The 12,604-nt window shown below is 41.0% G+C and carries 12 protein-coding genes and 1 riboswitch; of the genes, 1 reads left to right on the top strand and 11 read right to left on the bottom strand.

Translation table 11 applies throughout. The annotated features are described in order from the left end of the window. From AC4GME_RS11300 to rsgA, 11 genes are all read right to left on the bottom strand, one after another. A partial coding sequence (locus tag AC4GME_RS11300; protein WP_490379405.1) for a hypothetical protein occupies positions 1-292 on the bottom strand: 292 nt, incomplete at its 3' end. Positions 293-307: 15 nt separating this feature from the next. Next, on the bottom strand, positions 308-712 hold the full coding sequence (locus AC4GME_RS11295; RefSeq protein WP_490377136.1) for an ExbD/TolR family protein: 405 nt from the start codon (positions 710-712) through the stop codon (positions 308-310). Then, on the bottom strand, positions 712-1,680 hold the full coding sequence (locus tag AC4GME_RS11290; protein WP_490377137.1) for a MotA/TolQ/ExbB proton channel family protein: 969 nt from the start codon (positions 1,678-1,680) through the stop codon (positions 712-714). Before AC4GME_RS11290 ends, AC4GME_RS11295 begins: the two co-directional genes overlap by 1 nt. A gap of 111 nt (positions 1,681-1,791) precedes the next feature. Further along, positions 1,792-2,640, bottom strand: a complete 849-nt coding sequence (locus AC4GME_RS11285) for an ABC transporter ATP-binding protein (protein ID WP_490379404.1) — start codon at positions 2,638-2,640, stop codon at positions 1,792-1,794. 13 nt (positions 2,641-2,653) lie between these two features. After that, positions 2,654-3,691, bottom strand: a complete 1,038-nt coding sequence (locus AC4GME_RS11280; protein WP_490377139.1) for a FecCD family ABC transporter permease — start codon at positions 3,689-3,691, stop codon at positions 2,654-2,656. Continuing rightward, complete coding sequence (locus AC4GME_RS11275; RefSeq protein WP_490377140.1) at positions 3,681-4,688, bottom strand: ABC transporter substrate-binding protein; 1,008 nt, start codon at positions 4,686-4,688, stop codon at positions 3,681-3,683. Before AC4GME_RS11275 ends, AC4GME_RS11280 begins: the two co-directional genes overlap by 11 nt. 31 nt (positions 4,689-4,719) lie before the next feature. Beyond that, on the bottom strand, positions 4,720-6,621 hold the full coding sequence (locus AC4GME_RS11270; protein WP_490377141.1) for a TonB-dependent receptor plug domain-containing protein: 1,902 nt from the start codon (positions 6,619-6,621) through the stop codon (positions 4,720-4,722). Between the two features lie 201 nt (positions 6,622-6,822). Next, a riboswitch (cobalamin riboswitch) is annotated at positions 6,823-7,001 on the bottom strand. Between the two features lie 178 nt (positions 7,002-7,179). Then, a complete protein-coding gene (locus AC4GME_RS11265; protein ID WP_490377142.1) occupies positions 7,180-8,244 on the bottom strand; it encodes a potassium channel family protein in 1,065 nt (354 codons plus the stop codon). Positions 8,245-8,257: 13 nt separating this feature from the next. Beyond that, on the bottom strand, positions 8,258-9,793 hold the full coding sequence (gene ilvA, locus AC4GME_RS11260) for a threonine ammonia-lyase, biosynthetic (RefSeq protein ID WP_490377143.1): 1,536 nt from the start codon (positions 9,791-9,793) through the stop codon (positions 8,258-8,260). Between the two features lie 15 nt (positions 9,794-9,808). Continuing rightward, positions 9,809-10,669 carry an archaetidylserine decarboxylase gene (gene asd / locus AC4GME_RS11255; protein WP_490377144.1) on the bottom strand — a complete coding sequence of 287 codons (861 nt, stop codon included), beginning with the start codon at positions 10,667-10,669 and terminating at the stop codon, positions 9,809-9,811. A 20-nt stretch (positions 10,670-10,689) separates the two neighbouring features. Next, positions 10,690-11,730, bottom strand: coding sequence for a small ribosomal subunit biogenesis GTPase RsgA (gene rsgA, locus AC4GME_RS11250; RefSeq protein WP_490377145.1), 1,041 nt, complete (start codon positions 11,728-11,730; stop codon positions 10,690-10,692). A gap of 100 nt (positions 11,731-11,830) precedes the next feature. Between rsgA and orn the strand changes: the two genes are divergently transcribed. Further along, complete coding sequence (gene orn, locus AC4GME_RS11245; protein ID WP_490379409.1) at positions 11,831-12,376, top strand: oligoribonuclease; 546 nt, start codon at positions 11,831-11,833, stop codon at positions 12,374-12,376. Positions 12,377-12,604 lie beyond the last annotated feature (228 nt).

Below are 12,604 nucleotides of genomic sequence, written 5' to 3'. Positions count from 1 at the left end.
TCGTCGTGATTTCAACGCTTTCGCTTTGCTGTTTTTCAACTTTTTTCTTTGCAGTTTCGGTGTTAGCTTCTGTTTCAACTTCTGTTTCAACCTCTTTCTTTGTAGTCTCTGTTTCAGCTTGGCTTTTTGATATCTCTTCTGTCACGTCAACAAATTGCAGTTGTACTGCCTGCTGGCCAGAATTAAATGGAACAGGGTTGATAATAGTTGACTGCTTGTGATGATAGAAAAAGAATCCATAAAGTAGGATAGTCAGAATAAAAAAGGGAAAGTAGTTACTAATCTGTTTCATAAAAAATATTTATCTCTATTTATCTTTTTCTGTTGCAAAAGTTACCTGTTCGAATCCGGCTGAACGCAGTTTATCCAAAATAGTTAAAGCAATGCCTAAGTCCGATTGCTGATCGCCTCTAATTAATATAGGCAACTTGGTTTTTTGCTGCAATGATTGTACCTGTTTTAGAACATCTTGTAACTTGCTGCTTTGCTCATTAATAAAAACCTGATTATCAGCATTGATGCTAATGGTCAGCATCTCTTTTGTTTGTTGTGTGCTTGCAACTAATTGGGGTAAATCAACTTTAATGCTGCTTTGCACTGTCATTTTTAGCATCACAAAAATAAAGAAAATCAGCAGTAAAAAGATCACGTCAATAAGCGGTAGCAGTTCAATACGTGCGGGTTGTTGAAAACGAGATTTACTTAATTTCATTAGACTTTCTCTGCGACAGCTTGTTGCTGTTCTTGTAGTTTTACTTCATCAACACCGTAAAATTCTTTGCTATTATCAACTGCACTTTCGTACATCTCAACTAATGACGCTTGTGTGGTTTTGTGAAGACCTTTCATTTCATCATGAAGGCTGACATCTACTTCATCTGAACCCTCTTTAAATTCATAGTGGTAAGGCATCTCGCTGTGTTCAGCTACGGTATCTGCTGCAGTCTCCGCTGAATCACTTTCGCACAGGCTCTCCTCTTGAATCTGCATTATTTCACTCATCTGATTGGTGATCAGGCTTTTCTGATGGCAGACATGATAAAATTCACTGCCAATACTTTCAAGGCGTAGCGTTAGTTTTTGAATAAAAGAGCGGAACAGGTTGTAAGGTAATAGTGCTAATAATGCGACAGAAAGCCCCATAGCGGTTGAAATAAGTGCCTGTGCAATACCTCCAACAACTGCGGTTGGATTTTCTACGCCCTGCAGACTTAAAATATTAAATGAATCGATAATCCCCAGTACAGTGCCTAAAATTCCAAGCATAGGTGCAAGTGTGATAACGGTATCTAACAATGATTGACCGCGCGACATGAAACTTATCTGTTTTTCTGCGTATGATTCCATTATTTCATTTGGCGAAAAAGGCAGGGCATTTATGCCATGTGCAAGCATGTTCAAAGCGGGGGTATCAAGTTTTTGGCAAAACTTTAATGCATCCGTTTTTTGATGTTGATTTAATGAGGCAAAACAGTCATGAAGTACAAAACGTTCCCGTTTTAAGTGGTAATTTATCCATACAAAAATGCGCTCTAATGTCACTATAGAGGTTAAAAAAGAGGCAAGTAGCAATAACCACATCACGATTCCGCCCTGCTGAAACCATTGCGGCATAGTTTGTTGGATCTCCTGAAAAATCGATGTGTTTGCAACCGTATTTAGTGCGCTGTCCAGTGCCATTTTGGTGTTATTCCTCTGATTTATGCATGGTGATTAAGGTATCTAAATTAGTTTGTGAACAGCTGAAAGAGATATATTAACCCTTACGAACTGCTGAGCAAAGCAGATTGATTAATACGCTGTAGTTGTTGTGCTGTGTGTCTCGCAATTTTGTTGTTGGCTGTTTGCTTTAATTGGCTTGATATTCGCCAGGCTAATTTTATCATTCGTTTTGATAATGTCGGCTTCAATAGAAAAGCAGTTTGCCAGGTTCTCACGTGTAAGCACCTGCTCTGGTGAACCATCGGCAATGATTGTTTTCACTGAGCCCGCATGCGTTTGACCAATCAAAATCAAACGGTCACAATAACTTGCTGCTAAATTAAGATCGTGAAGTGCAGTTAGGGCAAGTTTTCCTGATTTGCTAAGTGATTGTATTAACTGCAGCGTTTCTATTTGGTGACAGATATCTAAACTGGCGATTGGCTCATCAAGTAAAATGGTCGGCGCTTGTTGGGCAAGAGCGCGGGCGATAATCACGCGCTGTTTTTCACCGCCGGACAGGGTGTTTACCATGCGCTCTTTCAGGTGTGCGATATCAGTTTTTAACATTGCCTGTTCGATAATTTTTTTGTCTTTGGCTGTTTCTAACTCAAATGGCCCTAAATATGGGTTTCTTCCCATCGCCACCAAAGCTTGTACAGTAAAAGCATAGGGCAGCTCAATTGATTGCGGGACAAACGCTAACTGTTTGGCGATATCTCGACGTTTCTGCGAATGAATCTCTAAACCATTAAGGGCGACTGAACCTGATTGTTGTTTTATTAAACCTAAAAGCAGCTGCAGCAGGGTACTTTTACCCGCACCATTGGCGCCGATCAAACCAACAAATTGTCCGCTTTTAAAGTCTAAATTAATATCCGCTAATAACGGTTTTTTATTGTAGGAGAAAGCGAGGTTGAAACAGCTTAAAGGTGACATATCGAGTGCTCCACTAACTTAAAACAAAACGTTGTTTGATTAAAAGAAAAAGAAAGAAAGGTGCACCTAATGCTGCTGTAACCACACCAAGCGGGATCGCTTGTTCGCTAAAAAAACTGTTTAAAAACAGATCCGCACCGAGTAAAGTAATTGCGCCTGCAAATAGGCAAGCCGCTAATAGATAACGATGCGAAGGGCCTAATAATAAACGCATAATATGTGGCACAACCAGGCCGATAAAACCTATGCCGCCGACAACTGAAACGGAGGCTCCTACCATTGCCGTGCTGATAATTAATAGATTACGGCGCGTTCTTCTAACATCAACACCGACCGATAGGGCATGTTGTTCGCCGAGCAGTAATAGGTCTAACTGTTTGCTGTAAAAGAGTAATAAAACAAATCCACTCAGCACAATCGGTAAAATAATCAAAACATGGTCCCAAGTGCGACCATCGAGCCCGCCCATCGTCCAATAAATGATCATGCGCGCTACATCCCAATTACTCAGAGACAAGGCTAATAATAACGAGGTAGCCGCAACGTTAAGGGCGCTCATTGCTACACCTGAAAGTAATAGGGTCGCAACACTGGTTTGTCCTCGGTTAGATGCCACTCGATAAACGATGCTTAATGAAATGCCGGCACCAATAAAAGCAAACAGTGGAATTGCCCAAGCGGACACTAAAGAAGCGCCAAGATAAATTGCTATTACCGCGCCTAATGAAGCGCCCGATGAAACGCCTAATACGGATGGTGACGCTAGTGGATTGCGGAACATGCCCTGCATTACTAAGCCACATAATGCCAAACTCGCTCCTGCAAACAGTGCAATTATCACCCGTGGTAACCGCACATCCAAAATAATGCTGCTTTGCCAGTTTGGAATATTTGCGGCGCTAGTGCTGAATAAAGCCTGTTTTAAGATTGCCCAAATATTTGTCAATGTTATATCGGCAGGACCCTGTAATACGCCTAAGATGGTCAAGCCGATAAACAGCACCATTAATAGCATTAACACTAATTGTATTGATCGTAAATTACTGAACATGGGCTTTCTCTTGGTAAATTTCGATATCAGGATGTAATAGTTTGGCGATTGCTTCTACGCCTTTAATTCGATGCTGCGAGACACTTCTTAACCAGATGCCCGGTACGCTATAAAGACGATTGTTTTTTACGGCTGGTACATCCGCCCAGGCTTTTTTATTTTGCAGAATTGAGCTTGCTGAGTCTTGCCCATTATTCTGGTTAAATACCCACTGGTTCATAACAATCACATCGGGCTGCAGGGAGATGGCTAACTCTTCACTAATTTTATTCTCGCCACTGGCCAACACGCCATTGGCTACATTAATGCCGCCGGAGAGTTGAATTGCTTCATCCATTAAAGAATTACCGCCAACGCTGTAGCCATTAAGGTCGTAATACAGTACCCGTAGTTTAGGTTTATCCTTAACTTGCGTTTTTATAAATGCAATTCGCTGCTCCAGATTGTGAATAATCACTTCGCCTTGTGCCTTTGTATCTGTGATATTTGCCACGATACGGATATTATTAAAAATATCAGCAAATGAGTTGAATTCACTGAGGCGGACAATCGAAATACCACTGCGTAACAGGTAACGCACTGTTTCAGGATTACTATAAGAAGCGACAAACACTAAATCAGGTTGCAGCGCTAACATTGATTCAATTTCTCCTTGGGTACGGTTAATGCTTTTATCGAAAAAGCCAACGATATTGGACATGCTTGGATAATCAACATAACTGCTTACCGCCACTAAACGTTGCGGGTTTATTAAACCGGAAAGAATATGGTCGGTTGCTAAAGTTGCCGAAATAATGCGAGTAGGGGGCGCCTCCAGTACAAATTGAATACCTGTGCGATCAATAAGTGTTTTTGGGAAGCTTTCTCCCTCTATTTGCGTGGTGAAGTTACCTAAACCTTCATCAAAAAGGGCAAATAGCGGCCCTTTCTGCAGGTGGATAACTGTGATAAAAATTAATATCAGGAGGGCAAAAACAGGTAGTTTAATATTATTCATTTCTCCCTCCATATTTATAAGGTAATAAAACTTACTTAAAGCTTACGCCCAAATAAGCGCTTAACGGCTCAGTACTATAACCTGTGATATTGACATAGTCAGTATCAAAAGCATTCTCAATGCGGCCATAAATAGAGACGCGTTTATGTACCTGATAAGCCGCTGCTATGTTAACCACAGTGTAGCTATCCAGCGTCAAATCTCCTTCACCATAAACACTGTCACGGCGTTCACCAACATAACGCGCGCCAATATTGGCACTCAATTTATCCGTGTATTTGTAATTTGCATTGATGCTGGCAGTGTTTTTAGGGCGACGTAATAATGTTTTATCATCCGCACTGCCATCGCTGGTTTTGCTGTAAGTGTAACCTGCATTAACACGTAAATCGGTCGCCACTCTCAGGTTGACCGTGAGCTCAACACCGCGTGCGGTAGCTTCATCTTCAAGGTTGATGTAAGTACCTTGCCAGGTCTCTGGATCACTATAATAGGCGTGCATATCTGTATAACGTGAATCAAAGTAAGTTAGATCGACATATCCATCAAGGCTTTCAAAATTATATTCAACACCCGCATCCCAGCTGTCACTGGTTTCTGGCTGTAGATCTGGATTTCCGATATAACCCCAACCTGCATTTTCACCAAACATTTGTCCAAATGTCGGATTTTTAACACCCGTTCCCTGACTTGCATGTAAACGAGTGCCGTCACTTACCCAAGCTGAAATATCGATATGATGGGTAGTGGTATCATCAAATCTATCGTTGAAATCATGACGAATGGCTGCGTTAAAGAAAATAGTTTTAGCCCAATCTATACCGTATTCGGCGACGATGCCTGAGCTTTTCATCTCTTGTAAACCGGAAAATGATGCGTTTTCATATTCATCCTGTTCCGTTTCAGCAAGCAGGGTTATATGCTGTGAATACTCACCCATTGTTTGTAAGTAATAAGTACTTTGTAAGTCGGCTTTTACCTTCTGGCCTTCGGCTTCAGTGTAACTGTTCCAACCTGCAGGCTCAAACCACTGATTATTTGAATCAGAATAGGCGACAGATGCGCGGTTTTGCCACTGCTTATTTAATAAATTAAGGTATGCATTTACTTTTGCCAAACGTTGGCGGTTTTTACTGTAGTTATCTGCATCTCCACTAGAAGCATCATAATCAGATTCGGATTTGCTATAGCGCATCACGCCATCAATCGCGAAGGTCTCATTAAATTGATGGCCCGCTTTTAAAGCAATCGTTTGGTTTTCATAAGCATCGGCTTGTTTGCCGCCATTTTCTTCATCTTTTGCGCTGATACCATCAGTTTCAAGGTTGCTGGCAGATAGCGAATAATGGCTGGTTGCTGTCGCGCCATTAACATTGATATTTTGCTTGTTGAATTTATCACTGCCAAACTCAAAATCGGCACTGCCATTGAGCTCCCCTTGCCCTTTTTTGGTGACAATATTAATCACGCCACCCATAGCATCACTGCCCCAAAGCGCACTTTGAGAACCTTTTAACACTTCGATTCTCTCAACATTCGCCGCCATTAAATTACTTAAATCATAACCGCCAGTCATATTTGAAAGGTCAGTTACTTCAACTCCATCGATAATAATTAAGGTTTGGTTGGAGTTGGCGCCACGAATAAATACGGTAGTTGTTTTTCCGAAACCGCCATTACGGTTAACAGAAAGTCCCGGTACGTCCTGTAAAACTTCGGCAACACTGCGCGCTTGGTTTTCTTTTAGGTAGTGCTCATCCAGTACGGTAATTGAGCTGCCGCTTTCAATGCGTTTGCTTTCAATACGACTGGCTGAAATTACAATATCATCTTGTCTGTTGTTCTCTTCAACGGCTGTTTCTGTCGCAAAACTTTGCGTGCTGAAAATGCTGCTTAATACTAAGGCTATTGGGGTAAAACGTAGGCGTGGCATGGTTCTTCCTTGTTATTTCAATTTTAATAATAAGAAAGTTCGATGTGGCTGGCTTTATTGGAGGCGGTGGCTCTCTTTTAACAGCGCTGAGCAACAAAGACTTTCTTTGGCTCGCCACCATTACGAATTTCCAAGCCCTCTAAAATCTGTTTTAAAGTAGTTTGGGAATATATTTACGTTCCATAAGCCAACCCGCTAATGGACAGTGACGCTCTTTATGCTGGTATCTGACTTATATTTTTACGTGTTAATTCGATTGTAAAAACATTCACAGTTGCGGGGGCAGTGCATACTTATTTTTAGCTGATTTATGGCTAAAATATGCTTCCCATTTAATCATCACTTTTATAAAGCGAGGAACATAAAGAGAGGCGATTATAGATAAATCGTCATAACTGTCAACAAGCTAGTAAACAGTAAAAAACAAATGAGTACCGAGGCGTACATAAATATTTTTGTAAACAGAGGCTTGTTAATTCCGCCTTGAGTAAAAGTTAAGTTATATTTTATAGAACGGATATGAAAGTTGTTAATACCTTACAACTTCTATTTACTATTTTAATAAAAATCATTCCAGTTTATCTCGCTGACATCAACTCGCTCGTTGGCGATGTAATGTAAAAAATCGCCACTTTTTACAACTGTTTCCGGATCCGGATTTAATGTCATATCATCACCATTTTTAAAATGGCTTAATGCAATTAAAATCATTGCATATTTGCTTTTAAATTTGCTAAATAACAGTTCGAAATGAATCGGATTTTTAAGTTCAGGTGTCTGCAGGCAATATAATGTCGCACCACTCAGGGTTGAAAGTAAGTGCTCTGTTACTTGGCTTGAGCCCGGATCCTGCATGCTTCGTACCATCATTTGTGCGCTACTATCAATGCTGCATTCAATTTGCGGGCAATGGACTTTTAATAACTCGGCTTTGCTTTTATCAAAAAAGTGCGCAGAGATGTTTGCATCCGAGCTAGTGTAAGTGGCGATACTGAGCGCGATAGACAGGGTTTCATCATCGGATTTGCCATCAACGATAATACGTTGTGCTTTACTTAATGCGATACGCTTGAGTTCGTCAATATCAGAAAAAGTACGCAGACGTGCAAAAGAAACTTCGTCAATATCCGGAAATGGATTTTTCATCTGCTCGGTAACACATAATAATATTTTCCGTTTCTGGCGCTTTTTATCACCGAGAATCAGTTCCACGATCTGCTCTGTTGAATGTTTGTCCCAGCAGAGCAGTAAGATGTGATCCTTGTAATGAGAGAAGTCATTAGTACCGTTCATATTAGATCTCGCTATATTTATAAAGAGTTGCGTTACTTTACCGATAAAAGAGGCGAAAACGATCAGCCCAGATGGGATTTGTACAAATGAAACGATCGCCTTGCCCGTATCTGTGACAGGACTGAAATCGCCAAATCCAACCGTAGAAACCACTACCATATTGTAATAAATAAACTCTAAGGGGTGCTGAGTTAATGCAGTTTCCCCGGCAAATACAAACAACAGATAAGTGATGCCGGCCTGTGCCAGCACCAAAAATAGCATCATGGGCCAAGTCAATCGGCGTGATAAGCGGCGGATAAATTTATTAATGCGTTGTAAGGGGAGCATTTATTGCTGATCCTTAGCTGTTATCGGCTTGTGATAAAAAGAAGCGATAAGCCTGATTATCGGTTTCATCTTTATAATTGTAACCAAGCTCGGTTAAATGCTCACTGAATGCCTCTATATCTTCATCTAGTTCAAAACCTGCTAGAACCTGTCCATAAGCGGCCCCATGATTGCGGTAATGGAAAAGCGTGATATTGGCGTGGGTGCCGAGCATGTTTAAAAACTTAATCAGCGCATTCGGGTGCTCAGGAAATTCAAAGCTGTATAAGCGCTCTTTTAAGTCGCTAATTGGCGCGCCGCCAACCATATAACGGACATGTAACTTTGCCATTTCATCATTACTTAAATCTGCAACAGAATAACCTGTGCTTGCTAATTTTTCGGTTAGTATCAACAGTTCATCGTGTCCCTGTGGTGTTCTTATACCAACAAAAATATTGGCTTCTTTACGTGAATTAAAACGATAATTAAATTCGGTAATTGCGCGCCCATCAAGCTCATTACAAAAGGCTAAAAATGCTCCCTGTTTTTCAGGAATGGTAACTGCCAGTATGCTCTCTTTTTGCTCACCTAATTCGCAACGTTCGGACACATAACGCAGGCCATGAAAGTTGACGTTTGCGCCACTTAAAATAGCAGCAAGGCGTTGATCTTTAACTTCATGTGATTGACAATATTTTTTTAATCCGGCAACTGATAATGCGCCTGCAGGTTCCGAGATTGCGCGGGTATCTTCAAATATATCTTTAACGGCGGCACAAATTTCATCACTGTTGACCGTGATCACCTGATCAATATACTGCTGGCATAAACGAAATGTTTCAGTGCCAACTGTTTTAACGGCAACGCCATCGGCAAATAATCCGACTCTGCTTAAGGTGACAGGTCCACCATGATCCAGCGCCACTTTTAAACAAGCCGCATCTTCAGGCTCAACCGCAATAACTTTAATGTCGGGCAAAAGTTGCTTGATATATACAGCGATACCAGCGGCTAAACCGCCTCCGCCAACAGGTACAAAAATTTTATCGAGGTGGGCATTTTGCTGTAATAACTCTTTGGCAACTGTACCTTGGCCTGCAATCACATCCGGATCATCAAAAGGGTGGATCAAGGTGTAATTATGCAATTTGGCGAGTGCTTTACAATGCTCACTGGCCGCATCAAAACTATCACCAAATAAAACGGTGGTTGCACCCAATGCGCGAACAGAATTAACTTTAATATCGGGGGTGGTGCAGGGCATTACAATGGTTGCTTTAAGTCCCATTCGTTTAGCTGAAAGCGCAACACCTTGCGCGTGGTTGCCCGCAGAGGCTGCGATCACACCACGTTGTTTCTGTAACTCAGTTAAATTCGCTAATTTATTATAAGCTCCCCGTAATTTAAATGAATGCACGGGCTGCAGATCTTCGCGTTTTAATAAGATCTGATTATTTAAACGCTTTGATAACTTATTCAGCGGTTGCAATGGTGTTTCAACGGCTGCTTCATAAACAGGAGCAAGTAAGATTTTTTTTAAGTATTGTGCTGCCGATAATTGGGTCATTGGCGCGTAAATTTCCTATTTTGTCTCAATGGTGGTTGCAAATAGTTCACCTAAACGTGTCACCGAGCCAGCCTGTAAATCTTCCGGAAAATGAACACTGTCTTTCGGGAATAGCGCAACAATGGTGCTGCCTAACTTAAAACGTCCCATTTCAGCCCCTTTTTCAAGGGTAATATCTTGATCTTTATAATCCCAATATCTGATCTCTTTGTTTGTTGTTGGGGCAATGGTGCCACTCCATACAGTTTCAATACTAGCAACAATAGTTGCTCCCACTAATACCATAGCCATTGGTCCGATTGCTGTTGAAAAAATAGCAACGGCACGTTCATTTCGTGCAAATAAGTTCGGCACATTTTCAGCGGTTAACGGATTAACAGAAAAAAGATCACCAGGGATAAAAATCATCTGCTCTAATTTACCCGTGATTGGCATATGAATACGGTGGTAATCTTGTGGAGATAGATAAATGGTAGAGAATAAACCGTCATCAAATGGAGCTGCAATATCATCACGTCCGCCTAACAGTTCGCGCAAGCTGAAATCATGCCCTTTGGCTTGAAAAAGTCGTCCGATTTTAATATCGCCTAACTGACTTACTTTACCGTCAACCGGCATTACAATATTTTCTTCGCCTGCAACTATCGGGCGTATGCCGTCACGCAGTTCACGCGTAAAAAAGTCATTAAAGGTTTTAAAACAGGCCGGATCTGAGTGTTTTGCTTCACTCATATCGATTTTAAATTTAGCGATGAACTGTTTAATTAAAAAGGTGGTTAATTTACCTGCTTTCGCGCCGGCTAATTTGCCTGCTAAACGAGAAACAAGGTGTTTTGGTAAAAGGTACTGGCCAATAATTTTAAGCTGATCAATCATGATATTCTCTTCTTCGATTGTTAATAAGTGTTTGGATTACGATTACGCGCGTTTTTTGCATCATCCATGGTTTCTAAGATACGTAAAAAGCTATGGTAACGTGCCTCATCAATTTTACCCGTTTCAACAGCTTCAACTAACGCACAACCAGGATCGCCTTTGTGGGTACAGTCACGGAAACGACATTCACCTAAAAATGGGCGGAACTCTATAAACCCGGTGGCGATACGATCTGCTGCTAAATGCCATAATGAAAACTCACGAATACCCGGGCTGTCAATCAAGTCTCCACCTTCCGGGAAATGGTAAAGGCGCGCCGTGGTGGTCGTATGCTTACCTAATCCTGAAGCTTCAGATATTTCACCTGTTATCGCGTCAACTTCGGGTAATAACATATTTAATAACGAGGTTTTACCTACACCTGATTGGCCGACAAAAATATTAATTTTATCTTTCATAACGCTTTTTAAAGCGGTTAATCCATCGCCATGCATTGAGCTATATAAAACCTGATAACCGATATCTCGGTAACTCTGTAACTCCTGGTCAATCATTTTTGCCGATTGTTCGTCTAACAGATCGCTTTTATTTAAAACAATAATCGGTGTAATACCAATATCTTCACAAGCCACTAAATAACGGTCAATAATATTGCGTGAAAATTCAGGTGCAATCGAGCTGACTATAATAATATGATCAATATTGGCTGCAATGGGTTTAATACCATCATAATAATCAGGGCGAGTTAATACAGTGGTGCGCGGGTGAACCGCTTCAACAACACCGCTGATGCCATGATATGCCTCATTGCCTGCACGCCATACAACACGATCGCCTGTTACTAGCGACTTTACCCCTCGGCGTAAATTACAGCGTTCGATATTACCATTTTCATCTTCAATATCAGCGTGTTGCCCAAAACGACTGATAACAATGCCTTGAAGTTGTGGGCCAAGTTCAGATTCATCCCATTGCTTGTCGTCATTTTTTTTCAAACGTTTATTCTGATTACTTTGAACACGGCGAACTTGATTTTTACTGAGTCGTTTTTTCTTAGCCACAGTTTTCCTTAGCTATCACATATTGTATTAATCACGTATCATACTATATTTTTTAGGTAAGTTAGTAAAAGAGCCATCTCTAGCAGAGAAAAGGATCACAATAAGCATGAATAAAAATAACCTTGTATGGATCGATTTGGAGATGACCGGTTTAGATCCAGATACAGATAAAATAATCGAAATCGCAACTGTCGTCACGGACAGTGATTTAAATATTCTTGCTGAAGGGCCTGAATTTGTTATTCATGAAAGTAAAGAGACAATGGATGGCATGGATGAGTGGTGCACGGAGCATCACGGTAAATCGGGATTAACTGCACGGGTTATCGAAAGTGAAATTAGCTGTACTCAGGCTGAGCAAGCGACACTCGCATTTTTAAAAGAGTGGCTGCCGGCGGGAGCTTCACCATTATGTGGTAACAGCATCAGTCAAGACCGCCGTTTTATGGTGCGCTATATGCCCGAATTAGAAAAATTCTTCCATTACCGAAATATTGATGTCAGCTCAATTAAAGAGTTAGGTTATCGCTGGGCACCAGAGATGGTTAAAGCACATAAAAAATCAGGCACGCATTTAGCGTTGCACGATATTCGTGAATCAATATCAGAATTACAGCATTATCAAAAACATTTCTTTAAATATTAAGCTTTCTTATTAACGAGAAAGCAAAAACTGCTCAAAAACTCAGCAAGCAAGCTTTTCTGTCTGTACTTTTGCAAAAAAAGCTTGCATTCATTTGTTCGCTCTCTATAATCGCACCCCATACGAAGCAGGCATCAATTAGATGTAGCAAGGCTTAGTATAAAATAAGACGTGACGCGGCACTAGCTCAGTGGTAGAGCACAACCTTGCCAAGGTTGGGGTCAAGAGTTC

It is taken from the genome of Psychromonas sp., from assembly GCF_983033635.1.
The sequence above is the reverse complement of the archived record's forward strand: the minus strand, read 5'-3'. Positions and strand labels throughout refer to the sequence as shown.

What these genes read in the sequence shown, in the direction of transcription:
- AC4GME_RS11275 (WP_490377140.1), bottom strand. Translation starts at nt 4,688, where the DNA reads ATGAATAATATTAAACTACCTGTTTTTGCCCTCCTGATATTAATTTTT.
- AC4GME_RS11295 (WP_490377136.1), bottom strand. Translation starts at nt 712, where the DNA reads ATGAAATTAAGTAAATCTCGTTTTCAACAACCCGCACGTATTGAACTG.
- AC4GME_RS11265 (WP_490377142.1), bottom strand. Translation starts at nt 8,244, where the DNA reads ATGCTCCCCTTACAACGCATTAATAAATTTATCCGCCGCTTATCACGC.
- AC4GME_RS11270 (WP_490377141.1), bottom strand. Translation starts at nt 6,621, where the DNA reads ATGCCACGCCTACGTTTTACCCCAATAGCCTTAGTATTAAGCAGCATT.
- ilvA (WP_490377143.1), bottom strand. Translation starts at nt 9,793, where the DNA reads ATGACCCAATTATCGGCAGCACAATACTTAAAAAAAATCTTACTTGCT.
- AC4GME_RS11285 (WP_490379404.1), bottom strand. Translation starts at nt 2,640, where the DNA reads ATGTCACCTTTAAGCTGTTTCAACCTCGCTTTCTCCTACAATAAAAAA.
- AC4GME_RS11290 (WP_490377137.1), bottom strand. Translation starts at nt 1,680, where the DNA reads ATGGCACTGGACAGCGCACTAAATACGGTTGCAAACACATCGATTTTT.
- asd (WP_490377144.1), bottom strand. Translation starts at nt 10,669, where the DNA reads ATGATTGATCAGCTTAAAATTATTGGCCAGTACCTTTTACCAAAACAC.
- AC4GME_RS11280 (WP_490377139.1), bottom strand. Translation starts at nt 3,691, where the DNA reads ATGTTCAGTAATTTACGATCAATACAATTAGTGTTAATGCTATTAATG.